Source organism: Fusobacterium sp. IOR10 (genome assembly GCF_010367435.1).
Lineage (GTDB): Bacteria > Fusobacteriota > Fusobacteriia > Fusobacteriales > Fusobacteriaceae > Fusobacterium_B.
The window spans coordinates 36,527-60,662 of record NZ_WJWY01000006.1; the positions used below are offsets into that span (position 1 = coordinate 36,527).

Genomic DNA, 24,136 nt, shown 5'->3' on the forward strand with positions numbered 1-24,136 from the left:
ATATCACTCTCCTACTAACATTATAAACTATAGAATAGTTCCAATGTCAAGAGAATGTAGCTTATTTTTTAGAGCCTTGGATTTTTTAGGATCCCCATTAGCTGAAATTCCTATTACATATTCCCCTTCCTTAAGAACACTTGCAAATCTAGTGTTCATAAGAGTTTTAGATGTGATGTTATTAACTAGTATGTTGTGTTCATCACAATACATATATAGTTCTTCATTTAATTTCTCATTATCTGTTGCAAGAATAACTAAAAAACTATTTAAACATTGTTTTTTTAAATCTTCCCTACTAAAATTACCAACTTGAAGATCTATTAAATTATTATTGAGAGCTAATTTTGTCAATCTAGGATCTCTTACTTCCCTTGTGAGAATCTTTATATTTCCTTCATATTCTAGAACAGTGGAAACCTTTCTAAAGGCAATCTTCCCAGCTCCAATTACAAGGATATTTTTATTTTTTAAATTAATAAATAATGGAAAAAAATTATTTGAATTATTCATAAATCCTCCTTAAAAAATTAATACTTTATTGTAACCTTTTCTTAAAATAAAAGCTAGTATATTATATAGTCCGATAAAACATTTAAATATTAATTTATTTTTAAGTATATAAAACCTAACATTTTTAGATAAATTTATCAATAGTTTTTATCTTTTATGTTATAATATTGTAAATTGTTAGGTGGAGGAAGATATATGAATTCTCATAAGAAAACATTTTATAAAATAGGAGAGATTAGTAAGTTATATGGAATTAGCAGTGATCTTTTAAGATATTATAATAAAATAGGCCTAGTGAAACCAGATTTTATTGGAGAGAATGGATATAGATACTACTCTAAAAGACAAATTTGGAAATTAAATAGTATAAGAAATTTGAGAAATTTAGGTATAGGATTAGAGGATATAAAAAAGTTTCTTTATGAAAGAAACACGAGAAATACTGAGGAAATGCTTGAATTTCAGCTAAATGTTATATCTGATAAAATTAATAATTTGCAAGAATTAAAAGAAGAAATTAATAATAAAATAGAAAATATAAACTTTTTTAAAGGATTTGAAGAATTTGATAAACCTATACTAAAATATATTCCAGAAAGAAAAATTTTAAAATCCAAGGGGATATTAAAAAAAGACTGGGAAATAGACTTTGAGATAAAAATTTTAAATAAAAAAACAACCTACAAAGATGACATTATATTAACTAACAATGAAATAGGAGCTTTTATATCCAAGGAGAATTTTTACAAAAAAGAATACCAAACCTTTTCAGGAACCTTTATAATAAATGAAGAAAAGGGAGAAAAGCTTAAAGAAGGTTATTATTTAAGTTTAACTTTCAGAGGGAGCTATAAATATAGTTCCAAATATTATGAAATTTTAAAACTTTACATTAAAAATAATAACTATAGGATAATTGGTGAGATTTTAGAAATTTACCATATAGAAGTTCATATAACAGAAGAGGAAGATGAATATATAACAGAAATTCAAATTCCAATTGAAAAAATAATTTGTGATTAAAGGATGTATAAAAAATAAAAGGAAAAGGAGATGTTTTATGTTTAACAAAGAAGTGATATTAGAACAAGGAAAAAAGTATGATAGTTTTTATCTTTATGATGAAAATATTGTTTTAGGAAACATTAAAAAATTAAAGAAAAATTTTCCAAATGTTAAATTTTTGTATTCTGTAAAATCAAATCATCATCCAGAAATATTAAAAACAATATTTGCCCAAGGAATTGGAGCAGATGCAGCTAGTAGTAATGAAGTTTTAAAGGCTTTTAATAATAATGTACCAAAGGAAGAAATTCTATACTCTGCTCCAGGAAAATCAATTAAAGATATTGAAACAGCCTTTGATAAATGTATATTTACAGCTGATAGTTTAAATGAAATTAAAATGTTAAATGATTTTGGAAAAGAAAAAGATCAAATAATGGAAATAGGTATTAGAGTTAATCCAGATTTTACTTTTTATTCTGATTTTGGAGTTGCCACTAAGTTTGGAATAGACGAAGAAATATTAATGGAAAATTTAGATCTATTAAATTCTTTTGAAAATATAAAAATAATAGGAATACATGTTCACTCAAGTAGTCAAGAATTGAATACAGAAATATTAAAAAAATATTATAGAAATATGTTTTCCCTAACTAAAGAACTTCAAAATAAGTTGAATTTAAAGTTAAAATTTATTAATTTAGGATCAGGAATAGGAATTCCTTTTTCAGTTACTGACAATCCTGTTGATGTTAAGGATTTAGGAAAAGAATTAAATTCCCTTTGTGAAAAATTTAAAGATGAAATAAAAGGTGTTCAACTTTATATAGAAACTGGTCGTTATTTATGTGGACCTAGTGGAGTCTATGCTACAAAAGTAATAGACATTAAAATCTCTAGAGGAAAGAAATTTGTTATATTAAAAAATACTTTCAATGGATTTATAAGACCATCAATGGAAGCATTTGTTAAATCATATTCTGACAATCCAAAAATGAATGAACCTTTATTTACTAAAAAGGGAGCTTTTCAATATGTTGTGTTAACAGATGAAAAGAAATTAGAGAAAGTTGATTTATATGGAAATCTATGTACTTCAACAGATTTAGTTGGAAAAGATTTGATTTTACCAAAAATAAAAATTGGAGATTTAATAGTTATGACAAATGCAGGATGTTACGCAGCAGTATTAACTCCTTTCCAATTTTCTTCACAAATTCCACCAAAGGAACTATATTTAAAAAAAGATGGAAACATAATACTTTAATAATAATTAATTATAAAAAAATTCTAGCACATATAAGTGTTGGCATTTTTTTATTTTATGCAAAAGTAACTTCATCTTTCCCTGCTTTTATTCCACAAAATATTAAAAATAAAATTGCAATTATTAAAATTATCATTGTAGAATTCCATGAATTAGTTAAATCAAATAAGAATCCAATTAAAATTGGTCCAATTGATGCAATTAGATAACCTGCTGATTGAGCCATTCCAGAAAGTTCTGCTGCTTTTTTTGCATTTGGAGTACGAAGGGATAAAAACAAAATTGCAAGACTTATTCCACCTCCAGCACTTAATCCCATAAATAATAATGAAAACATTATTAAAAATTTAGTTTTTGCAAAGAAAAGTAAGGTCATACCTAGTAAATAGAAAGACAAAATTATAATTGAAATTAATTTCTGACTTTTAAATTTAGCAGCAACAATTGGCACAATTAAAGTTGTAGGTAAACTTACCAATTGATAAAATAAAAGCATTGATCCAGAAAATTCAAAAGTCATATTCTTAGATACAATTATTGCAGGTAACCATGCAACTAAAGAATAGAATAAAAAAGATTGAGTTCCCATAAATAGAGTTACCCACCAAGCTAATGGGGATTTCCATATGGAATTACTTTTTAATTGCTTATTAATATTGTCATTATTAAAAATTTCTTTCTTTCTTAATTGGGGAGTCCATATTCCTATGGCAATTAATATTAAGATTATCCATATTCCTAAACTATTTCTCCAAGTAAAGGATAATTTAGTTACTAAAGGAACACTTAGGCCAGATCCAATAGCTGCAAAACTACACATACTTGTAATATATATGCTTATTATTATTCCTATATGTTTTGAAAAATTATATTTTATAATACTAGGAAGTAACACATTTCCTATTGCTATTCCTAATCCTATTAAAGTTGTTCCTAAAAATAATCCAAAGGAATTTGTATAGGACCTGATAATTTCTCCAATAAATATTAGTATTAAACCTCCTAACATTATTAAACCGTCACCAAATTTAAAACTTAATTTTGGCACATAGGGAGAGAAAATTGCAAAGGCTATTAGTGGTAGAGTTGTGACAAAACCAGCCATACTATTATTTAAGAGATATTCTTTCTTAATCAAAGCTATAATTGGTCCAACTGAAGTAATTGGTGCTCTTAAATTAAATGAAACAAAAATGATCCCTAAAATCATTAATGTTAAATATTTAGTAGATACTCTATTGTTCTTTTTTAAATTTTTTGGATCTATTCCCATAATACTCCCCCTTGAATTATCTATATTTTTAATTAAAAATAAATAATTAATATACAGAGTATATATTAACTCAAGGTAAAAGTCAATAAAAATAGAGTAGAAATATTTATTTCTACTCTAGGAAAAATCTAACTTTTAAATTTTTATTTTAATATTTTTTTAATAGCGTGCAATTTTTTCAATGAATATGGTGGAAAGATTAAAGTATTATTAATTCTTGTGGATTTATTAAGCACACCCTTTGCATGGGAAAAAGTTTTAAAACTTTCTTCCCCGTGATAATTTCCCATACCAGAATTTCCAACACCACCAAATGGCAAATGATGATTACTATAATGATTAATAACATCATTTATACAAACTCCCCCTGAACTAGTTCTTTCAATAACTTTATTAGCAACATCTTCATTTTCAGTAAAGAGATATAGAGCAAGGGGCTTTGGTCTTCCATTGACAATTTCAATAGCTTCATTAATAGCATCAAAGGATATTATTGGTAGTATAGGTCCAAAAATTTCCCCTTCCATACATTTATCATCCCAAGAAGCATTGTTAATTAATGTAGGTTCTATATACTTATCTTCAAGGTTATAATTTCCACCAAAAATAATTTTTTCTTTATCATTTTCTATAATATTTATAAGCCTTGTAGTATGTTTTTCATTTATAATTCTTGCAAAGTCAGGGGATGCATAAATATCTTCCCCATAAAATCTTTTAATAACTTTTTGTAATTCTTGAATAAATTCATTTTTTACAGAATTATGAACCAATAAATAATCTGGAGATATACAAATTTGACCTGCATTAAAAAATTTACCCCAAGCTATTCTTTCAGCAGCTGTTTTTAAATTAGCATCATGATTTATTATACAAGGACTTTTTCCACCTAGCTCCAATGTTACAGGAATTAAATTTTCACTAGCTCCCTTCATAACAATTTTTCCAACTGTAACGCTTCCAGTAAAAAATATATAGTCAAATTTACTGTGAATTAATGTGGTTATAACTTCTTTTCCCCCTTGGACAACTCTAATATATTTCTTTAAAAAGTTTTCATCAAAGATTTTTTGAATAATATTTGAAACATTTACTGTTTCTTCAGAAGGCTTAATAACTGCACAGTTTCCAGCTGCAATTGCCCCAATTAATGGTTCAATACATAAATTAAATGGGAAATTAAAGGGAGCAATAATTAAAACAACTCCATAGGGTTCTTGTTTAATATAACTTTTAGATCTAAACTGTGAAATAGGAGTTTTTACTTTTTTAATCTTACTCCATTTTTTTAAATTATTAATGGCAAAGGAAATACTTTCTAATATTACCCCAATTTCAGAAACATAACTTTCAAATTGAGGCCTTTTTAAATCAGCTTTTAGAGCATTTATAATATCATCCTCATGAAATGATATTATTTTTTTTAATTTTGTTAATTGGTTAATTCTAAAGGAAATCTCTTTTGTTTCACCTGTATAATAATAATCTTTCATTTCTTGTAAAACATCCATAACATACCCCCTTAATTGTTACAAAAAAATCCCTCAATATTTATACTGAAGGACCTTTGAAGTAAATATTTAATTTATAAAGTTTCTATTATTTCATTCATGGCTTTTTCAAATTCTTCCATTGAAATTCCATAGTGATTTAATTTAACTAAAAGTTGTTTTCCATTGGAATATCCAATTCCTAATTTTTCTCCAATTTTTTCCCTTAGGGATTTAGAGTTAGGAAATCCTGTTAAATGATATTCTAATAAATCTTCAACTGTGAAAATATTTTCAGATTCAATTGTTTCATATTTTGCCTTTTCCAAAGCCTTTATAATAGATTCAGGATTGGCATTTTCAACACCAATATTTCCATTTTTAATACCTTCATATCTATTTATATAAGCTTGTTTTGCCTCTGGAAAACGTTCAGATATAATTCTTCTAATTTGAACACCAGCAAAATCAGGATCTGTTAATATAATTATACCATTATTATCGTAAGCTTTTTGTATTCTATCTAAATTCTTTTTTACTGAATATCCATGAACTGCTATTAATTCTGCATCAACCGCTCTTTTTACAGCAGTTATGTCGTCTCTTCCTTCAACTACAATTACTTCTTTTATTTTCTTCATTATATCTCCTTAATATTGTGTAAAATTTAATAAACTATTTAATTAAAAAATATGGTTTAAGTAAAGTATCTAAAATAGGTTCTATTCCTAAAAAATCTTTAAAAGTATTGTATTCTCTTAATTTTTTTTCAAGGGATTCATTTGTAGTTTTTTCTTTGATTCCACGAATAAGAACATTTTTAGGTGTGTTTACTAAATCTATAAATTCTATAACTTGAGTTTTAAAACCACATAGTTCCAAAGCCTGTGCTCTAAATGCATCAGTTGCAATTGAAGAAAACTTTTCCAGCAATATTCCGTGTTTTCCAATTAAAGATTCACTTTCATAAAAAGAACTATTTTTATTAGATGATATTTTTTCATTAAATTCATGTTGACAACATGGAACAGCTAAAATAGCCTTGGCATTTAATTCCATAGCTTTTAATAAAGAGTAATCTGTTGCATTATTACAAGCATGAAGAGAAAATATAAGATCCACATCCTTCATTTTATTAACATCTTTAATATCCCCAGTTAAAAATTCTATGTTCTTTAAGTTAAGTTCATCAACTATATTATTACAATCTTTCATAACATCATCTTTTAAATCCAATCCAATAATATCAAATTCCAAATCATTTTTCATTTTAAAATAATAATGTAGAGCAAATGTTAAATATGATTTTCCACAACCAAAGTCTATTATTTTAATTGAATTTGTAACTAACTTTTTAGATTTCATTTCAGAAACTGTCTCATCTATAAATTGCAAATACTTATTTATTTGTTTGAACTTGTCATAACTTTTTTTAAATATTTTTCCATTTTCTCCCATAACTCCAAGTTTAACTAAAAATGGAATAGGTTCTCCCTCTTGTAAAATATAATTTTTGTTCTTATTATGTTCTAAAGAAACTTCTTCTTTTATATTCTTCGTACTTTTAATTTTAAATCCTTTTTTATTTTTTAAAATTTGAATATCTTCTTCCTTTGTAAATATCATATATTGATTAAAATTTTCTAGTAATAAATATATTTTATTTAAAGCTTCCTCTATATTCAAATTAGAATGGTAGGCCTTGTTGTTTTTGAACTCTTCAAATTGATAAAAAAATTCATTTTTTATTAAAATGGGTTTTATCATAACTTTACTATAGGGGTAATTTCCTTTCATATTGGAAAAAACACATTTAACTAATTTTTTATTGGAAAAAACATCCTCCATAAGTAAGTTAACTTTCTCTTCATTTACTTTCATTAAAACTCCTTAACATAATTTTATTAATTTTTGTCTATTAGAAATTATAACTCAAAAAATAAAAAAAAGCAATGGGAACAACTTAATTTTAAAATTCTAATAAATTTAGGTTGTTTTTATGTAATATTTTAGGTATAATTATATATATAAAATACACTTGTTTTATATAATAGATGTTTAAATGTTTTTCAGGGGGAGATGTACTATAATGAAGAATTTTATTAAAAATAACGAAAGCAAATGTTTTGCTTTTGGAACAATTTTCCTGTGGGCTTCAGCTTTTCCAGTTACTAAAATGGCTCTTTCTTATTTTACACCACAGGCTCTTGGATTTATTAGATATTTAACGGCAACTATTTGTTTGCTTTTAATAGGATATTTAAAAAAAATAGGATTACCTAAAACTAAAGATGTTCCTAAATTTTTATTTTCTGGTGGAATGGGTTTTTTCATGTATATGATAGCTTTTAATACAGGATCTATTTATTTAACCTCAGCAACAAGTAGCATTATAATAGCAATTGCTCCAATACTTACAGCATTAATGTCAAATCTCCTGTTAAAGGAAAAGATTAATGTTTATGGTTGGATTGCAATTATTATGGAATTTGTAGGGATTTTATTTTTAACATTGTGGGATGGAGAGTTTTCATTAAATGTTGGAATTTTATGGATGATATGTGCAGCTGTTGTTTTAGCTATTTATAACATTACCCAAAGGGAATATTCAAAAAATTACACAGCTTTTCAATCTACAACTTATAGTATTATTGGAGGAACGATTTTACTTTCTATATTTATGCCAGAATCAATTCCTCAAATAATAGGTGCTCCATTAAAAGCGTGGTATTTAATAATTTATTTGGGAATATTTCCAAGTGCCATTGCTTATATATGGTGGACTAAAGCTTTATCCCTTGCAAAGATTACCAGCGAGGTTACAAATTTTATGTTTGTAACTCCATTATTATCTGGTATAATGGGGTGTATACTAATTGGTGAATATCCTTCTTCAGCAACATACATAGGAGGAACAATAATTTTAAGTGGATTAATGTTATTTAATTTAACATCTAAAAAATAATATTTTAAAGAGGTGACGTTATGGCAATGATTACAGACAAGAAAAAAGCTATTTTGAAAAAAATACTAGCTATTTATGATGACGATTATAAGAAGGTTCTTCTTCAAAGAAAAAAAGAAATCTTTCACTGTGAAATGTTAAAAAATTACAAAAAAGTAAGAATAGACAATTATAAGAAATAAAATAAAAAGAGTTGAAAGATTATATCCTTCAACTCTTTTTTATTTATGTTAAGATCTAAAACTAGATACTTTTAAAATGAATTTTTCCATCAATTAATTCAACTGATATTGTATCCTTTTCTTTGATTTTTCCAGATAAAATCTCTTTAGCTAAATCAGTTTCAATGGATTTTTGAATAAATCTACCTAAAGGTCTAGCTCCATAATGTGGATCGTAGGAATTTGTAGCTAAATAATCAACTACAGAATCTGTAAATTTAACTTTAATATATTTATCTTTTAATTTTTCTTCTGTTTCTTTAAGTAAAGATTTAACAATTCTTCTAATAGATTCAAAATCAAGGCTCTTAAACATAATAATGTCATCTATTCTGTTTAAGAATTCAGGTTTAAAGGATTGTTTCATTAGTTCATTTATTTTTTTCCTAGTTTCTTCATTTAAATTAGGATCTTCCAAAATAAAATTACTTCCTAGGTTAGAAGTCATTATAATTAATGTGTTTTTAAAGTCAACAACTTTTCCCTTTCCATCTGTTAATCTACCATCATCTAGAATTTGAAGGAAGGTATTAAATACATCTGGATGAGCCTTTTCAATTTCATCAAATAAAATTACAGAATAAGGTTTTCTTCTAACTGCCTCTGTAAGTTGTCCCCCTTCTTCATATCCAACATATCCTGGAGGTGCACCAATAAGTCTAGTTACTGAGAATTTTTCCATATACTCACTCATATCAATTCTTATCATATTATTTTCATCATCAAATAAATTATAAGCTAGAGATTTAGCAAGATAAGTTTTTCCTACCCCAGTAGGTCCTAAAAATATAAAGGATCCAATTGGTTTGTTTTTATCCTTTAGTCCTGCCCTTGCTCTTAAAATAGTATTAGAAACTAAACCTACAGCTTCCTCTTGTCCAATTACTCTACTATTTAAAGATTTTTCAAGGTTCAAGATTTTTTCCTTTTCACTTTCAATTAGTTTATTCAAAGGAACACCTGTCCATTTGGAAACTATATCTGCAATTTCAGCTTCATTAACTTCTAGTTTTAATAGGGCGTGGTCAAATTTATTGTCAGTTATTTCTTGTTGTTTCTTTAGTTCTTTTTCTAAGTTAGCTAATTTTCCATATTTTAATTCAGCTAATTTATTTAAATCATAATCTCTTTCTGCTTTTTCAATTTCAAGTTTAGTTTTGTCTATATCTGATTTTAACTCCTTAACTTTTCCAACTTCTTGTTTTTCAACATCCCATTGAGATTTTAATATATTTTTCTTAGAGTTTATTTCAGATAATTCCTTTTCTAAAATTTGTAATCTTTCCTTAGATGCGTCATCTTTTTCTTTCTTTAGAGCTTGTTTTTCAATTTCAAGTTGCATTGATTTTCTTGTAAGCTCATCTAATTCGCTAGGCATTGAATCAATTTCAGTTCTTACCATTGCAGCAGCTTCATCTACTAAATCAATTGCTTTATCTGGTAAAAATCTATCACTTATGTATCTGTCACTTAAAACAGCTGCAGAAACTATAGCACTATCACTAATTCTAATTCCATGATATACTTCATATTTTTCCTTAAGTCCCCTTAAAACAGAAATAGTATCTTCAACACTTGGTTCATCTATTAAAACTGTTTGGAATCTTCTTTCAAGGGCAGGATCTTTTTCAATATATTTTCTATATTCATCTATTGTAGTAGCACCAATTATTCTAACTTCTCCCCTTGCAAGCATTGGTTTTAAAAGATTTCCAGCATCCATAGCTCCATCTGTTTTACCTGCTCCAACTATAGTATGAATTTCATCAATGAATAAAAGTATTTTCCCTTCAGAAGATTCAACTTCCTTTAAAACTGCTTTTAATCTTTCCTCAAATTCACCTCTAAATTTAGCTCCTGCAATTAAAGACCCCATATCAAGGGAAAATATCTTTTTATTTTTAAGGCTTTCTGGAACATCTCCATTAAGGATTCTTTGTGCTAGTCCCTCTGCTATTGCAGTTTTACCAACACCTGGTTCCCCTATTAAAATAGGATTATTTTTAGTTCTTCTTGAAATAATTTGAATAGTTCTTCTTATTTCTGCATCTCTACCAATAATAGGGTCAATTTTACCCTCTCTAGCTAATTCTACTAAATCCCTTGCATATTTTTGAAGTACTTCATATTTTTCCTCAGGATTTTGAGAATCAACCTTTTGATTTCCTCTAACTTCCTTTAATGCATCTTTAAATTCTTTAATTTTTATTCCAGATTTTGTAAGTATCTTACAATTTTCAAGTAAGGCTATGAAAATATGCTCCACACTTATATATGTATCTTCCATCTTATTCATTTCTTTTTCCGCTTGAATAATTATTTTGTTACTGTCATTATCAAGACCTATTTGGTTATTTCCCTCTACTGTTGCATAGGATCTTATTTCTGCTTCCAAAAGAGAAATAATGTTATTTAAATTTAATCCCATTTTCTCTATAATTCTTGGAATTAAACCTTCTTTATTCAAAAGTAATGCAAGGGCTATTATCTCTGGCTTAATACTTGATTGTTTATATTTTATAGCTAAGGCTCTCGCGTCATTTAAAGCTAGCATTGAATTTTCAGTAAACATATTTTGGTTCATATAAATCCCCTCCTTTTAGCTTTTTAGCACTCTATACATGTGACTGCTAACAAATAAATAATACCCCTTTTTCACTATATTGTCAAGAGGTTTATTTATAAAGTTCATAAATTTCATATTTGAAAAAGGCTCAAAATAAATAATAAATTTTTATAAAAATTATTGATTTATTATTTAAAATATGAAATAATATTAGAACAAGATAAAATAAGGATAAGGAGATAAATATGGGATTTTTAAATATGTTCAAAGGGAAAAAGAAACACAATATAATTGAAATTTTTTCACCACTTAATGGAAAGGTTATAACTTTAGAAGAAGTACCAGATGAAGCCTTTTCTCAAAAAATGATTGGTGATGGTTGCGCAATAGATCCAACAGAGGGAGCTATTTATTCACCAATTGACGCACAAATAGATATTTTCGATACTAATCATGCAATTAGTTTTGAAACTAAAGATGAATTGGAAATGATAGTTCACTTTGGTATTGATACTGTTAAACTAAATAGTGAAGGTTTAAAAAGAGTTAGTACTTCTGATAAAGTTTCTGTGGGAGATAAATTAATAGAATACGATTTAGATTTTATTAAAAAAAATGCAAAGTCAACAAAAACCCCAATAATAATTACAAGTATGGATATAGTTGAAAATATTGAAGTAGTTGCAAAGGGAAATGTTAAAGTTGGAGACCTTTTAATGAAAATAACTTTAAAGTAATCACTATTAATTTAAAAGTAGCAGAAATTGTATTTCTGCTACTTTTTTTATAAAAGGGAGATGAATATGAAAACTTATAAATATATAGTAAGGGGAAGAGTTCAAGGGGTAGGATATAGATTCTATGTTGGATTGAGATTGAAAAAACTAGGAGCAAGGGGATATGTTAAAAACCTAAGTAATAAAGATGTTGAAATTATTCTTCAAATAGAAGGAGAAAATCTTCTCACTGCTGAAAAATATATAAAGAATGGTTCTCCCATTGGGAAAGTTCACGAAATAAAAAAGAGCATTCTTCAAATGGAAGAATACCCTAGTTTTAATTTAAAATATTAGTTTTTAATAACCTAGAACATCTAATATTTTTTCACCTAAATGTCTGTTTTTACCTATATATGGATAGCAATGTATGTGGATCGCTGGATTAAAATTAATTTCTATAATACTGTAGTTTCCTTGTGGAACTGGATTTTTTAAATCCTTAATCATCATATCAACACCACAAATAGTTGCATTTGCAGATTTTGCAGCAGCTACAGCTATTTCTTTATATGAATCAAAAATATCATCTGTATAATCAATACTGTCTCCTCCAGTACTAATGTTTGAATTTTCTCTTAAGTACACAATTTCTTCTTTTTTAGGGATATAATCAAATGTTTTATTTTGATTTTTTAAAAATAGTTCTTCAGCTTCCCCTAATTTAATTTTTTCAAGGGGAGTTTTATAACCTTTCCCTCTTAAAGGATTTTTATTTTTTTCTTCAACTAATTCATAGATATTTGACTTACCATTTCCCTTAACATTTGCAGGAACCCTATGTAAAATTCCAGCAACTTCATCTCCAATTACAAAGAATCTATATTCTTTTCCTGAAATAAATTCTTCAATTAAAATTGAAGAATCCTCTTTAAATGCTAAATCAATGGCTTTCTTATAATCTTCAAAATCATATTTATCCTTAAAAATACTAATACCTAAACCAAAATTTGTAGATTTAGGTTTTACAACAATTGCACGCCCGTCATATTTATAAAAATCATTTATAGAAGTTTCTTTATCAGAATAATCAAGACCCCTTGGAACAGAGATTCCATTTTTTTCCAAAACTTTTTTAGTAACAACTTTATTTTCCATAATAAGCATTGTAATATATGAATCTAAAGAAGTTTTTGTAGCTTGCTTAACATATTCTTCGTGGGAATTTTTATTGAAATATATGAAATTTTCTCCTTCATCTAAAATTTCAAAGGTAATTCCCCTTTTAATAGCTTCCTTTAATAAAATTTGACTGGAAAGTTCTAAATTTTCATATCCCTTTAGTGCAAAACTTTTATTTTCACTTTGAACTAAATATTCCTTAGCCTTTTTCAAATGAAATTCTATGTATCCATTTTTTTCAACTTCCTTTAAAAGTTTATTAACATAAAGATTTTCTGGATTTTTAATTTTATTTTCTTGGAAGTTTAAAATTTCCTGATCATCCTCTGAAAACAAAGAGATTTCTTGTAAATTAGCCTTTAAATCTTCTATTATTTCAAGAGCATAATCTGTTATTTTTATAGGATTATCCTTACAACAAGTAATTTCTAAGTTGGGATTTCTATCTTCATTTGCTATTAATTCTTGATTTTTTAAAAATCTATTATAATCATTTTCATTAAATTCATGATCCTCTTCTTTAATGGCAAAATATTTTACAAGTAAATGAATAAATTTTAAATCTTCTAAATTAACCCCAACTTGCGAAAATGGATTTATATCAACAGTTCTTATTTCTAAATATTCTATTCCATCCTTTAAAAGAGAATCAAGAATATTCTTAGGATCCTTTGATTTCAATCTTATTGGACTATAATATTCCCTAGCCCCATCAAGAATTTTTCCATCTATTAATCCTTTAATATCATTTACATAATTTTCAACAGAATCATGGGAAATGAAAAATTTATCTTTGTTTTTATAACCACATCTACCATTTCTAAATGAAAGAGTTCCATCAAAATAAAAGGAATTTTGATTTAATTTTTCCATATTTTCCATACAAGTTTTTCTATATGACTTGTGCACTGTTGAACTAGAACCTAAAAGATAAATAATAAGCCAACCATATTTAAAGAAATTTCTAGTTGTTTTAAGATAAAGCTCATCTTTAAAATCCTTTAAAGATAGGTCACTTTTGGATTTTTCATGCAAAAGATTTATAAAATCCTTTGAAAATGAAAAATTATAATGTATTCCTGATATTAATTGAATTTTCTTTCCATATTTTTTAGCCAGTTGATTCCTATATTCTTCAGATTTTTTCCCCTCTTCCCCTTGAAATCTAGCAATTGGAATCTTTTCTTCCTCTGGAATAATACAAGGTATACTTTGAGGCCAAAGGTATTCATTAGTTAAATTAGTTGAAACAATATCATTTAAATTTTTTAGAAAATCATATGTTTTCTCTATGTTTTTAAAAGCAGGTGTTATCATTTCTATTTGACTTTCTGAAAAATCAACTGTTATATAGGGATTATTAATTTTATTTCCAAATACTTTTGGAAAATCAGTTAAGGCTAAATTCCCTGTTAAATCAGTTCTTAAATTTTCCTTTTCTATACCAAAGTTTCCTTGGTTAAAAAAATTAGATAAATTATTTTCCTTAATAATTTCTTTAAAATTTATTTTGTTCATAAATTCCTCCATTTTGTTTTATTAAACTTTTTAATTTAAAAGTAAAAGCTGTAGGTGTAATTAACCCCTTTGCTAACATTGAAAAACTAATAGCCATCCAAACCCCTTTAATTCCATATATAGATGACAAATAATATGCAACTGGAATTCTTGCTCCTGTAAAAATAATACTTACAGAGGATGGTATATTAGGAGACCCTATTCCGTGGAAAGAAGCGCTTGAAATTATTTCAATACACATAAATATTTGAGTGTAACCTAATATAGTCAAATAATCTCTTCCTATTTCTATTGTTTTAGGATCATTTATAAATAACATCATTAAATTTTCAGGGAAAAACACAAATAAAATAGATGTAAATAATCCAAAGGCAATAGCTAGGGATCTAGCTATTTTAAATCCTTCCTTTATTCTAAGTAATTGCTTAGCACCAAAATTTTGTCCAACAAAGGCAGACATTGCTCCGTATAATCCTCCTGCTGTAAGGTAGGAAATGGATTCTATTTGTAATCCTATTCTCTGTGCTGCAATAGCATCAGAACCAAAATTAGAAACTATTTTTCCAAGTACAATACTGATACCTGTAAATATAATTCTCTGAATTCCTCCAGGAAGACCTAATTTAAAAATATTTTTTATTTTATCCAAATAAACTTTAAAAAGAGAAGATAGTACAAAATATTTTCTTGAAACAATTATATATAGTATAGTTGTAAAACATTGGGATAATAAAGTTGCTATTGCTGCACCTGTTACCTTGTAATCCAAAAGAAATATAAAAATTGGATCTAAAAGTATATTTAATAAAAGTCCAATGGCGCTTATTTTAAAGGGAAGTTTAGTTTCCCCAAAACTATTTAATATTCTCATAAAAAGCATGTTCTCAAATAAGAAAACTAATCCAAATCCTGCTATAACTAAATATGCAATGGCATCCATTTCAATTTGTACATCAGTTAAATTAAAATATCCAATTAGAGGAACTCTTAATAAATATAATAAAATAAAGTATATAATGGAAATTACTATATTAACAGTAAAAGCTGAATTAATATATTCATGTAAATCCTTTTTATTTTGTGAACCAATACAATGGGCTGCTTTAATACCTCCCCCCATGACAATAATAGAGTTTATAGCATAACCCATACCTATGTAAAAGGAAGCTGTTCCTATTGAGGCTACAGCGCTGCTTCCAAGTTTACCAATCCACATCATATCCACAAGACCATATGTCATCTGTAAAAATGAAGTTCCTATAATTGGTAAAGCCAAAGAAATAAGAATCTTTAAAATATTTCCATCTGTTAAATTTTTACCTTTAATCACTTTTTCTCTCCTAATAATATTTTTTTTAAAGTATATTCACTATAAAAATAAGTTAATATAACTGCTAGCCAATTAACAATAACAATTCCAATCCAAATACCTGTGATTCCCAAATCAAATATATTTGTAAAGACATTGAATAAAATAAAAGGCATGATAATTTGTCTAAATAATCCTATAAAAACAGACCAATTAGGTTTTTTGATTCCTTGTAAAACGCTTAAATACAATCCCAAAATTATATATGTAGGTAGGGCAAAAATTTCTATTTTTAAATAATTTGTCCCAGCTGTTACAACATTAATATCTGAGGCAAATACTCCAATTAATGAAGATATAAAAGGATATATAATTATTCCTCCTACAATGATAAATCCCACTCCAATTAAAAGAATTTTATTTTTAACTTCAATAACCCTAGAAAATATTTTTCCTCCAAAATTTTGTCCAACAATTGTAATTCCTGCAATATTCAATCCCATTGTTGGTAGTAAAATCAACTGTTCAACCCTCATAGCAGAACCAAAGGCAGCTATAGTAACTGGACCAGGAGCAATTTTTAATATAAAATAATTAATTACAAAAACTCCAAGGGCAGTGGTTGCTGTAGTTAAAGTAGAGGGAATTCCTTGTTCTAATAATTCTAGCATAGTTTTAATTCTTAAATTACATCTTTTAAATATATGAATTTTAAAAACATGATTTTTATATAATCTATTGGCTAAATAAAAAGTTCCAGTGATTTGAACAAAAATAGTCGCAAGGGCAACTCCCATTATTCCAAACTTAGGAAAACCAAACCAACCCATTATAAACAATGGATCAAGTATTATATTTAAAAAGAACCCTATAATTAAAAAATTTCTATAGGATTTAGTATCTCCATAGGAAGTTAGTAGGGCATTTAATATTGAATTAAGTATAAAAAATACAGAACCTAGAAATATCACATTCATGTATTTTACACCATATTCCAATTCAAGTCCACTAGCACCTGAAAATTTAAATAAAAAAGGAATAAAAGTTTTCATGGAAAAAACCAAAATTAAACTTGATATGATACCTATGAACATTGAATTTAAAGCTAGGGAATGATAATTATCTATGTCATTTTCCCCAAGGGAAATAGAGGTTAAAGCAGTGGTACCATTTCCTATTCCTGTACTTATTGCAATTATTATAAAGTAAATTGGAAAACCTATTGTAATACCTGCTAGGGCCTCTGTTCCTAGAATTTTTCCTGCAAAATAAGTATCAACAACATTATAAAAAGTATTAAAAACTAAACCTGTACTTGCAGGTATAGCTATATTTTTAATTAATTTAAAAATTGAATCCTCAGTTAAATTATTCATAAAAATCCCCTCTTGTTATATTATAATATTATTATATAACATATTCAAAGAAATGTGTCTATTTAATATTGTTTATAATGTTTTTATATGCTACTATCTTTAGTATATTATTAAAGTAGGTGAAATTTATGGAAACAATTTTCTTTGATTTTTCAATTGGTAAATTTTTATTTTTAAGTGTAGCTTGTTTCATTGGAGCCTTTATAGATGCCATAGCTGGGGGAGGGGGAATAATAACTGTTCCTGCCTATATACTTTCAGGTATGCCAATACATTTTGCTCTGGGAACTAATAAGTTTACTTCTGTTTTTTTAGGTTTAGGAAGTTCCCTTAAATATTTTTATTCTGGAAAAGTTAATTTTTCAATTATAAAATATACATCAGTTGCTGCTTTTTTTTCCTCTCTTCTTGGAGTTTATACAGTTAGTAAAATAGACGACAAGTTTTTAGAACCACTAGTTATGATTCTTTTAATCCTTCTTACTGTTTATGTAATTTTCAATAAAAGGCTTGGATTTGAAAATACATTTAAATATTTGGATATGAAAACTAATATTATTGGATTAATTGCAACCTTTATAATTAGTTTTTACATTGGATTTTTTGGACCTGGAGGAGGATCATTTTTATTATTTGCATATGTAAAAATCTATGGTTTTGATTTTATAAGTGCATCTGCAAATGTTAAAGCTACAACTTTCTTTGCTGCTATTGCAGCAGTTCTTGGATTTATAATTTTAGGAAAGATTATATATATTTATGCTATTCCCTTAAGCTTTGTAATGTTTATAGGAGGGCAACTGGGAGCTAAGTTTGCTATAAAAAATGGTGCCTCTGTAGTTAGACCTGTATTTATAAGTATTTCAATTTTAACTGTTGGGAAAATGATATTTGATAAATTCATATAAAATTTGACTTTTAAAAAATTAGAAGGTAAGCTTATATTAAAGAAACTATAAGCATCCCATTTAATTTTTAGAAGGAGGAAATATGGATTTAAAGTTAGAAGAAAAAATAAATATTGGTATTTCTGCTTGTCAAATAGGGGCAAAGGTTAGATATAATGTTAAAGGATACGATATGCTCGGATATTTAGATAGGGAAAAATCAGATTATATTTGGCATCCTGTATGTCCTGAGGTTATGGCTGGACTTGGGGTTCCAAGATATCCAATAAGAATAATTGGAGGAAATGGTTTTGATGTTCTAAATGGAATAGCAGAAATTAAAAATAGAAGAGGGAAACGTTTAACAAAAGAGCTTTTAAGTGGCTCAAAAGCCTGTTTAGAAACTTTAAAGGCTGGAAATGTAGAAGTGTTTATATATATGGAAGGTAGTCCAAGCTGTGGAGTATACAGAACAACATTGAAAAATAAAAGATTAGGACATCCCCCTGGATTATTTGGAGCTATGCTATTAAATGAAGAAATATTCTTAATTCCATCATCAGATCTTCAAAGTCCAGTAAAATGGTGGGATTCTAGAAGAAGACTTCAAGCCTTTGTTTGGTTGAAAAGACAAGATATAAAGGAAGCAAAGGATATTTATGAAGCATGGCATTTTTTGAAATTTTTATGCCAAGAATTGGATAATGAATGGGCTAGGAATTTTGGTCGGAAAATAGGTGATTTAACAAACTATGACCTTCAAGAAATTAAAAAAGAGATTTTATTTTGTTTGAGGAAACCTTCTTCATTGGAAAGAATTATGGGTAGTCTTAAGAAAAATTATTCATTCTTAAGAAAGAAATTTGATCTTTCCTTAGATGCTGATTTTGATGATGTAAGAGGTATGACAAGAATCGCTGAAAAAATGTTGCTTTTAGAAAGACTGTTAAAGAAAGAAGAATATTTATTTGGGACAGCTCCAATTGATTATAAACCACCAAGATAAAAAAAGGTAGCATCAAAATGATGCTACCTTTTATAATTAAACTGTTTTTACATCTGGATTTTTTTCTCCAAATAATTCAACTAATTTTTCCATGATTTCTTTTCTACTTCTTCCTAGTCCCTCTTCCTTCTTTATAAACTTATAAGTTTTAAATAAAGTAGATGGACCTATTTCTGATGAAAAATATCCAATTCCTTGATTCCAAGCAAATAGAGAAAATAATTCATCTAATTCTTCTGTTTTAAGACCTATTGAGTAAGCCTTTACAAGTTCCCTTGTAGCTTGTCTATATCTTCCTGCTCCAACTGCATTTGATAAAGAAAGTAATAACTTTGTTTTTAAATCAATTGCAGGATTTTCCTTTTCCCAAATAAACTCCCAAAAATTAACAACTTTATCTGCAAGTCTACTATCAATTTCCTTATAATTAAGAATTGAAGTTGGTTTAAAGGGCATATCTCCACTTTTTTGACTCATTTCCTTTTTAGTTATTCTAAAGAAATATGTTTTATATTCATCTTCACTTATTTTTTCTGTATAGTGTTCATAACCTAAAGCTTCATAAGCTTTGTATAGAGGTTTTGGTTCAAAGGATTGAATAACTGCAATTCCTTCTCCAACTTCCTTTGATTCACCTTTTTTCAACATACCTGGTAAAAAATTATTACTTGCTTTTCTTACATCTATAACTTCAAAACTATCAGCCTTATTCATCCAAACTTTTCTTTCTTTTTCCATAATATCTACCATCCTTATAATTAATTTATTTATATTTCATAATGTAATTATAAGCTTTTTTCTATAAATTAGATGTTGCTAGGGCAACAGTTTTTATATAATCTCATCTTTTAATAACTTTTTAATTTCATCTTCATTATATCCAAGTTTTACTAAAACTTCCTTAGTGTGATAACCAAGTGGATAACCACTTTTAGAATATTTAACAGGACATTTTGATAATTTTATAGGAGAGCCCATTTGTTTTATTTTTAAATCATTATCATTTGAAATGTTTACTTCCACAACCATTTCCCTAGCTTTAATTTGATCATCTTCCATTAAAGCTTCTTTCATATTTAAAACAGGTTCAACACACACATCTTTTCCTTTAAATACATCCATCCACTCACTGAGAGTTTTTCCCTTTAATGTATTTTTTATAATTTCTTTTATTTCTAGAATATTTTCTAATGTAATTTCCTTTTCAATTAATTGAGGAAGCTCTATGCATTTACAAAAATTCCTCCAAAATTTAGGTTCCAAAGCTCCAACACTTAAATATCTATCATCTTTAGTTTTATAAAAATCATAAATATCTCCACCATTTAATCTAGTTTCTTCCCTTTTAGATTCTATTCCTGTGGCTAAAAAACTTGCCCCTTCCATTGCGTGAAATGGAATTAAGCCATCTAACATTGAAACATCAATGTATTGCCCTTCCCCTGTGTTATTCCTATAATTTACAGCAGCAAGAATTCCAACAACAGAATGAAGAGATCCAACTCCCATATCAGCTATTTGCATATTAGTTAAAACAGGGCCAGTTGATTTTCTACCAGAATAAGACATGTTTCCACTTCTAGCAAGATAATTAATATCATGACCTGCATTATTTTTCATAGGACCACTTTGACCATAACCTGTGAGAGAACAATAAATTAATTTTGGATTAATTTTCCTTAAAGTTTCATAATCAAGACCTAATTTTTTCATAACTCCAGGTCTAAACTGTTCCAATAAAATATCATATTCTAAAATTAATTTTTTAATTATATTTTTCCCCTCTTCTGATTTTAAATTTAAAAACATATTTTTTTTATTTCTTCCTAGCCAAGCTTGGTTTGCAGATAAGTTACTTCCTTTAATAAATGGAGGATAGTCAGCTACTATATCACCTCTAGTGGGAGAACTTATTTTTAAAACTTCAGCACCTAAATCTGCCAACATTAAAGTTGCATAGGGTCCTGGTAGCAATGTTGAAAAATCTAGTATTTTTAATCCAGTTAAAGCACCCATATCTTCACTTCCTTTCTAAAAAAATTCACTCTACTTCATTATATCATAAAGTAGAGTGAATCCATTATTTTTCGTAAGTGCCCTTAACAACTATTTTTTTATTTTCCATCATTATTTTACCATTGCTTATAACAAAATCCAAATCTAGATTTTCATCTAATATAAGTACATCTGCAAAATATTCCTCTTTAATATAACCTCTGTTCTTTGAAATACCAATGGCTGTGGCAACATTGGATGTTCCAAATTTTATGGAAGTTTCCAAAGGGAAAATATTATTTTTTACTAATTCTATAATTTTATTTAAAACAGCGTCACATTTAGATGCTCCTATTTCTATCATTTTCCCAGAGGCATCATAGTTTGACCAGCTTCCATTTCCATCAGAAGTTAAAGTTATCTTTGAAAAATCACTGTTATTTTCCTTTAATACATTGAAAAGATCAGGTAGTTTCATTATATTCCCATTATCATCAGCAGTAATATCTATATACCCTCCTAATTTATTGAATTTTATACAATCATAGAATAATTCCTTTTTTCTTCCAACATGTGTAGGCCTAAAATGATTAATTGGAATATCTGAATTTTCTAGAATTTCAAATATAGGCTGTATGGATCTTACTCCATCTCCCATATGTAAAGTAACATATCCTGCTTTTCCAGAAAGCATTCCTCCAACCCTTGCTTCAGTAACAAGTCTTCCTAATTCATGATTGTTAATTAATGATGATCTATGATCAGAAAGGGCTATTTTAATCCCTATTACTTCCTCTATAAACATAATATCTTTTTTTACATTTCCTGTTAAATTAGGTGAAGGAAATTCATATCCCCCTGTTAGACAATAGGCATTTATTCCCTCTTCCTTTAGAGCCTTTGTTTTTGCAACTAAATTCTCCATACTTCTAGTAAGACAATCTGTTCCAAGTAGTCCTACTACAGTTGTTATTCCCCCTTTAACTAAGTCAGAAAGATTAACCTCAGGAACTCTAGTTTTAAAACTTCCTTCTCCCCCTCCACCAGTAACATGAATGTGTTGATCCATTATCCCTGGAATTAGCTTCTTTCCTTTTCCATTAATTGTTTTTAAGTTTTTTAAATTATAGGAAATATCTTCACCTATCTCTATAATTTTATCATTACATATTAATACATCCCTTTCCCCTATATAATCAGGAGAATAGATGTCTATATTTTTTATAAGTATGAACATCCCTCTCTATTCCTCCTCTGTAATATTTAATTTTTTCATATATGTTTCTTGTTCTTCTTTGGATAATTTTGCTATACCAATACCAGTGAAAGCTAAAATTATTGCTATAACTATTCCTAAATAGTTTAATATTGCCCAAGGAGCATAGGAAAAAGTTGAAACTCCAAGTGTTGCAGTCATATAGGCTCCTGCTGCAGACCAAGGAACCAATGGAACTAATACAGTACCTGAATCTTCAAGTGTTCTTGATAAGTTTTTAGGATGTAACCCTCTTCTAACATATGTAGCTTGAAATAATTCACCAGGTATAAGTATTGTTAAATAAGAACTTCCTGTAACAAAGGCCATTGTGAAACATGATAAAATAGTAGAGTTAATTATACCAGCTGTTGTTTTTACTCTAGAAAGTATTTCTCCTAATACAACATCTAACATTCCTGAAACACTTATAATTCCAGCAAAACCCATAGCACAAAATATTAATACTGTAGTTCCTGTAACAGATACTACTCCACCTCTATTTATTAATCTAATTACATCTGGCATAACAGTTCCTTGAAAACCTGTCATATTAATATTGAAACCTTTAACTAAAGCAGCAAAACCATTTTTCAAAGTAAACCCTTGAACTATAACCCCTAAAACTACTGAAAACAAACTTGTTCCAAGCATAGTTGGAATAGATGGCCATTTTTTAACTGAACCAATTATAATTAATAAAACTGGAAGTATTAATATTATATTCCAACTGAACATATTGTCAAGTTGAGATAATAACATTGTAACTTTTTCAGGAGTTGCAACTTCACCAGTTGCCTTTAATCCAACAAATAAATAAATAACAATTGAAATTAAAGCTGCTGGTATTGTTGTATAAAGCATATGTCTTATATGTTCATATAATTCACTTCCTGCAGCTATTGGAGCAAGATTTGTAGTATCTGAAAGAGGTGATAATTTATCTCCAAAATAAGCTCCTGCAACAATGGCACCTGCTGTGGCAGGTAATGAAACTCCAAGACCTCCAGCTATTCCCATAAGAGCAACACCTATAGTTCCTGCACTTCCCCAAGAAGTTCCTGTAACTGTTGAAACTAAAGCTGTTATTAGAAAAGATGTTACAAGTAAAAATCTTGGATTTACAATTTGAACACCATAGTATATAATCATTGGAACTGTTCCTGAGAACATCCAAGAACCAATTAATAATCCAACACTCCATAATATTAATGTGGCTGGCATTGCCTTTCCAATTTTATCAATAATTGCTTCTTGCATTTCTTCCCAAGTATAGCCCAATCTTAAAGCTAATATTCCTGCAACAAAGGCAGATAAAATCAGAATAGGCTCTGTTCTAAATCTTAAATATCCATATCCTATAGATAGGGCTAAAATCATAAATACAATTGGAAATAATCCCTCTTTAACCGTTGGTTTTCTTTTTACATTTTTCTTCATATATTCCCTCCATAAACTTTATTGTAGTATTAAAAAGCAATTTCAATGCCAAAGCTTTTATTTTCTTCATTGGAACATAAAACCTATGTATTTTCTATTTTAAAACACAAAGCTAAAATAAAATTTTTAATAAAAATCATATATTTTAAATT

General features: G+C 27.5%; 21 protein-coding genes. 8 read left to right on the forward strand and 13 right to left on the reverse strand.

Going from position 1 to position 24,136, the window contains the following annotated elements; all coding sequences use genetic code 11:
* Window positions 1–27: 27 nt before the first annotated feature.
* The gene (locus tag GIL12_RS02525; RefSeq protein WP_163468780.1) at window positions 28–513 is read right to left on the reverse strand and encodes a bifunctional precorrin-2 dehydrogenase/sirohydrochlorin ferrochelatase; all 486 of its coding nucleotides are present in this window, start codon (window positions 511–513) and stop codon (window positions 28–30) included.
* A 195-nt stretch (window positions 514–708) separates the two neighbouring features.
* On the opposite strand from GIL12_RS02525, the gene GIL12_RS02530 reads away from it, so the two are divergent.
* Both GIL12_RS02530 and GIL12_RS02535 read left to right on the forward strand, forming a co-directional pair.
* Entirely contained in the window at window positions 709–1,536 is an 828-nt protein-coding gene (locus GIL12_RS02530; protein WP_163468781.1) for a MerR family transcriptional regulator, read from the forward strand.
* Window positions 1,537–1,573: 37 nt separating this feature from the next.
* The gene (locus tag GIL12_RS02535; RefSeq protein WP_163468782.1) at window positions 1,574–2,785 is read left to right on the forward strand and encodes a diaminopimelate decarboxylase; all 1,212 of its coding nucleotides are present in this window, start codon (window positions 1,574–1,576) and stop codon (window positions 2,783–2,785) included.
* Between the two features lie 55 nt (window positions 2,786–2,840).
* On the opposite strand, the gene GIL12_RS02540 is transcribed toward GIL12_RS02535, so the two are convergent.
* The 4 genes from GIL12_RS02540 to GIL12_RS02555 all read right to left on the reverse strand — a co-directional run bounded on the left by GIL12_RS02540 (window position 2,841) and on the right by GIL12_RS02555 (window position 7,429).
* Window positions 2,841–4,058 carry an MFS transporter gene (locus GIL12_RS02540; protein ID WP_163468783.1) on the reverse strand — a complete coding sequence of 406 codons (1,218 nt, stop codon included), beginning with the start codon at window positions 4,056–4,058 and terminating at the stop codon, window positions 2,841–2,843.
* A gap of 143 nt (window positions 4,059–4,201) precedes the next feature.
* The gene (locus GIL12_RS02545) at window positions 4,202–5,569 is read right to left on the reverse strand and encodes an aldehyde dehydrogenase (protein WP_163468784.1); all 1,368 of its coding nucleotides are present in this window, start codon (window positions 5,567–5,569) and stop codon (window positions 4,202–4,204) included.
* 74 nt (window positions 5,570–5,643) lie between these two features.
* A complete protein-coding gene (gene rnmV, locus GIL12_RS02550) occupies window positions 5,644–6,192 on the reverse strand; it encodes a ribonuclease M5 (protein ID WP_163468835.1) in 549 nt (182 codons plus the stop codon).
* A 31-nt stretch (window positions 6,193–6,223) separates the two neighbouring features.
* On the reverse strand, window positions 6,224–7,429 hold the full coding sequence (locus tag GIL12_RS02555; protein ID WP_163468785.1) for an SAM-dependent methyltransferase: 1,206 nt from the start codon (window positions 7,427–7,429) through the stop codon (window positions 6,224–6,226).
* Window positions 7,430–7,637: 208 nt separating this feature from the next.
* On the opposite strand from GIL12_RS02555, the gene GIL12_RS02560 reads away from it, so the two are divergent.
* Window positions 7,638–8,513, forward strand: a complete 876-nt coding sequence (locus GIL12_RS02560; RefSeq protein WP_163468786.1) for a DMT family transporter — start codon at window positions 7,638–7,640, stop codon at window positions 8,511–8,513.
* A 20-nt stretch (window positions 8,514–8,533) separates the two neighbouring features.
* Window positions 8,534–8,695: a hypothetical protein gene (locus tag GIL12_RS02565; RefSeq protein ID WP_163468787.1), complete on the forward strand. Its 162-nt coding sequence runs from the start codon at window positions 8,534–8,536 to the stop codon at window positions 8,693–8,695.
* A gap of 61 nt (window positions 8,696–8,756) precedes the next feature.
* On the opposite strand, the gene clpB is transcribed toward GIL12_RS02565, so the two are convergent.
* The gene (gene clpB, locus GIL12_RS02570; protein WP_163468788.1) at window positions 8,757–11,318 is read right to left on the reverse strand and encodes an ATP-dependent chaperone ClpB; all 2,562 of its coding nucleotides are present in this window, start codon (window positions 11,316–11,318) and stop codon (window positions 8,757–8,759) included.
* 227 nt (window positions 11,319–11,545) lie between these two features.
* Between clpB and GIL12_RS02575 the strand changes: the two genes are divergently transcribed.
* Window positions 11,546–12,037 carry a PTS glucose transporter subunit IIA gene (locus GIL12_RS02575; protein WP_163468789.1) on the forward strand — a complete coding sequence of 164 codons (492 nt, stop codon included), beginning with the start codon at window positions 11,546–11,548 and terminating at the stop codon, window positions 12,035–12,037.
* A gap of 66 nt (window positions 12,038–12,103) precedes the next feature.
* Entirely contained in the window at window positions 12,104–12,373 is a 270-nt protein-coding gene (locus tag GIL12_RS02580; RefSeq protein ID WP_163468790.1) for an acylphosphatase, read from the forward strand.
* A gap of 3 nt (window positions 12,374–12,376) precedes the next feature.
* On the opposite strand, the gene gshAB is transcribed toward GIL12_RS02580, so the two are convergent.
* From gshAB to GIL12_RS02595, 3 genes are read right to left on the reverse strand one after another with little or no spacing between them, the layout of a single operon-like run.
* A complete protein-coding gene (gene gshAB, locus GIL12_RS02585) occupies window positions 12,377–14,716 on the reverse strand; it encodes a bifunctional glutamate--cysteine ligase GshA/glutathione synthetase GshB (protein ID WP_163468791.1) in 2,340 nt (779 codons plus the stop codon).
* Entirely contained in the window at window positions 14,697–16,046 is a 1,350-nt protein-coding gene (locus tag GIL12_RS02590) for an MATE family efflux transporter (protein ID WP_163468792.1), read from the reverse strand. The genes gshAB and GIL12_RS02590 overlap by 20 nt, the downstream gene beginning before the upstream one ends.
* Window positions 16,043–17,401 (reverse strand): MATE family efflux transporter, encoded by a 1,359-nt coding sequence (locus GIL12_RS02595; protein WP_163468793.1) that lies wholly within the window; start codon window positions 17,399–17,401, stop codon window positions 16,043–16,045. The genes GIL12_RS02590 and GIL12_RS02595 overlap by 4 nt, the downstream gene beginning before the upstream one ends.
* A gap of 128 nt (window positions 17,402–17,529) precedes the next feature.
* Here GIL12_RS02595 and GIL12_RS02600 point away from each other — a divergent pair, with 128 nt between their 5' ends.
* Window positions 17,530–18,309 carry a TSUP family transporter gene (locus GIL12_RS02600; RefSeq protein ID WP_163468794.1) on the forward strand — a complete coding sequence of 260 codons (780 nt, stop codon included), beginning with the start codon at window positions 17,530–17,532 and terminating at the stop codon, window positions 18,307–18,309.
* Window positions 18,310–18,391: 82 nt separating this feature from the next.
* Window positions 18,392–19,294, forward strand: a complete 903-nt coding sequence (locus tag GIL12_RS02605) for a DUF523 domain-containing protein (RefSeq protein ID WP_163468795.1) — start codon at window positions 18,392–18,394, stop codon at window positions 19,292–19,294.
* Between the two features lie 36 nt (window positions 19,295–19,330).
* Here the strand turns inward: GIL12_RS02605 and GIL12_RS02610 are convergent, their stop codons facing one another.
* The 4 genes from GIL12_RS02610 to nhaC all read right to left on the reverse strand — a co-directional run bounded on the left by GIL12_RS02610 (window position 19,331) and on the right by nhaC (window position 23,984).
* Entirely contained in the window at window positions 19,331–20,032 is a 702-nt protein-coding gene (locus GIL12_RS02610) for a hypothetical protein (protein WP_163468796.1), read from the reverse strand.
* 93 nt (window positions 20,033–20,125) lie between these two features.
* The gene (locus tag GIL12_RS02615) at window positions 20,126–21,310 is read right to left on the reverse strand and encodes a CaiB/BaiF CoA-transferase family protein (protein ID WP_163468797.1); all 1,185 of its coding nucleotides are present in this window, start codon (window positions 21,308–21,310) and stop codon (window positions 20,126–20,128) included.
* 64 nt (window positions 21,311–21,374) lie between these two features.
* On the reverse strand, window positions 21,375–22,526 hold the full coding sequence (iadA, locus tag GIL12_RS02620) for a beta-aspartyl-peptidase (RefSeq protein ID WP_163468798.1): 1,152 nt from the start codon (window positions 22,524–22,526) through the stop codon (window positions 21,375–21,377).
* 6 nt (window positions 22,527–22,532) lie between these two features.
* Window positions 22,533–23,984: a Na+/H+ antiporter NhaC gene (nhaC, locus tag GIL12_RS02625; protein ID WP_163468799.1), complete on the reverse strand. Its 1,452-nt coding sequence runs from the start codon at window positions 23,982–23,984 to the stop codon at window positions 22,533–22,535.
* Between the last annotated feature and the right edge of the window lie 152 nt (window positions 23,985–24,136).

Bases quoted from the DNA above. Each gene is read 5' to 3' on its own strand.
- GIL12_RS02530 (WP_163468781.1), top strand. From the start codon at position 709: ATGAATTCTCATAAGAAAACATTTTATAAAATAGGAGAGATTAGTAAG.
- clpB (WP_163468788.1), bottom strand. From the start codon at position 11,318: ATGAACCAAAATATGTTTACTGAAAATTCAATGCTAGCTTTAAATGAC.
- GIL12_RS02610 (WP_163468796.1), bottom strand. From the start codon at position 20,032: ATGGAAAAAGAAAGAAAAGTTTGGATGAATAAGGCTGATAGTTTTGAA.
- GIL12_RS02525 (WP_163468780.1), bottom strand. From the start codon at position 513: ATGAATAATTCAAATAATTTTTTTCCATTATTTATTAATTTAAAAAAT.
- GIL12_RS02615 (WP_163468797.1), bottom strand. From the start codon at position 21,310: ATGGGTGCTTTAACTGGATTAAAAATACTAGATTTTTCAACATTGCTA.
- GIL12_RS02555 (WP_163468785.1), bottom strand. From the start codon at position 7,429: ATGAAAGTAAATGAAGAGAAAGTTAACTTACTTATGGAGGATGTTTTT.
- GIL12_RS02580 (WP_163468790.1), top strand. From the start codon at position 12,104: ATGAAAACTTATAAATATATAGTAAGGGGAAGAGTTCAAGGGGTAGGA.
- GIL12_RS02575 (WP_163468789.1), top strand. From the start codon at position 11,546: ATGGGATTTTTAAATATGTTCAAAGGGAAAAAGAAACACAATATAATT.
- GIL12_RS02600 (WP_163468794.1), top strand. From the start codon at position 17,530: ATGGAAACAATTTTCTTTGATTTTTCAATTGGTAAATTTTTATTTTTA.
- GIL12_RS02560 (WP_163468786.1), top strand. From the start codon at position 7,638: ATGAAGAATTTTATTAAAAATAACGAAAGCAAATGTTTTGCTTTTGGA.
- nhaC (WP_163468799.1), bottom strand. From the start codon at position 23,984: ATGAAGAAAAATGTAAAAAGAAAACCAACGGTTAAAGAGGGATTATTT.
- GIL12_RS02605 (WP_163468795.1), top strand. From the start codon at position 18,392: ATGGATTTAAAGTTAGAAGAAAAAATAAATATTGGTATTTCTGCTTGT.
- gshAB (WP_163468791.1), bottom strand. From the start codon at position 14,716: ATGAACAAAATAAATTTTAAAGAAATTATTAAGGAAAATAATTTATCT.
- GIL12_RS02540 (WP_163468783.1), bottom strand. From the start codon at position 4,058: ATGGGAATAGATCCAAAAAATTTAAAAAAGAACAATAGAGTATCTACT.
- GIL12_RS02545 (WP_163468784.1), bottom strand. From the start codon at position 5,569: ATGGATGTTTTACAAGAAATGAAAGATTATTATTATACAGGTGAAACA.
- GIL12_RS02535 (WP_163468782.1), top strand. From the start codon at position 1,574: ATGTTTAACAAAGAAGTGATATTAGAACAAGGAAAAAAGTATGATAGT.
- GIL12_RS02565 (WP_163468787.1), top strand. From the start codon at position 8,534: ATGGCAATGATTACAGACAAGAAAAAAGCTATTTTGAAAAAAATACTA.
- iadA (WP_163468798.1), bottom strand. From the start codon at position 22,526: ATGTTCATACTTATAAAAAATATAGACATCTATTCTCCTGATTATATA.
- GIL12_RS02595 (WP_163468793.1), bottom strand. From the start codon at position 17,401: ATGAATAATTTAACTGAGGATTCAATTTTTAAATTAATTAAAAATATA.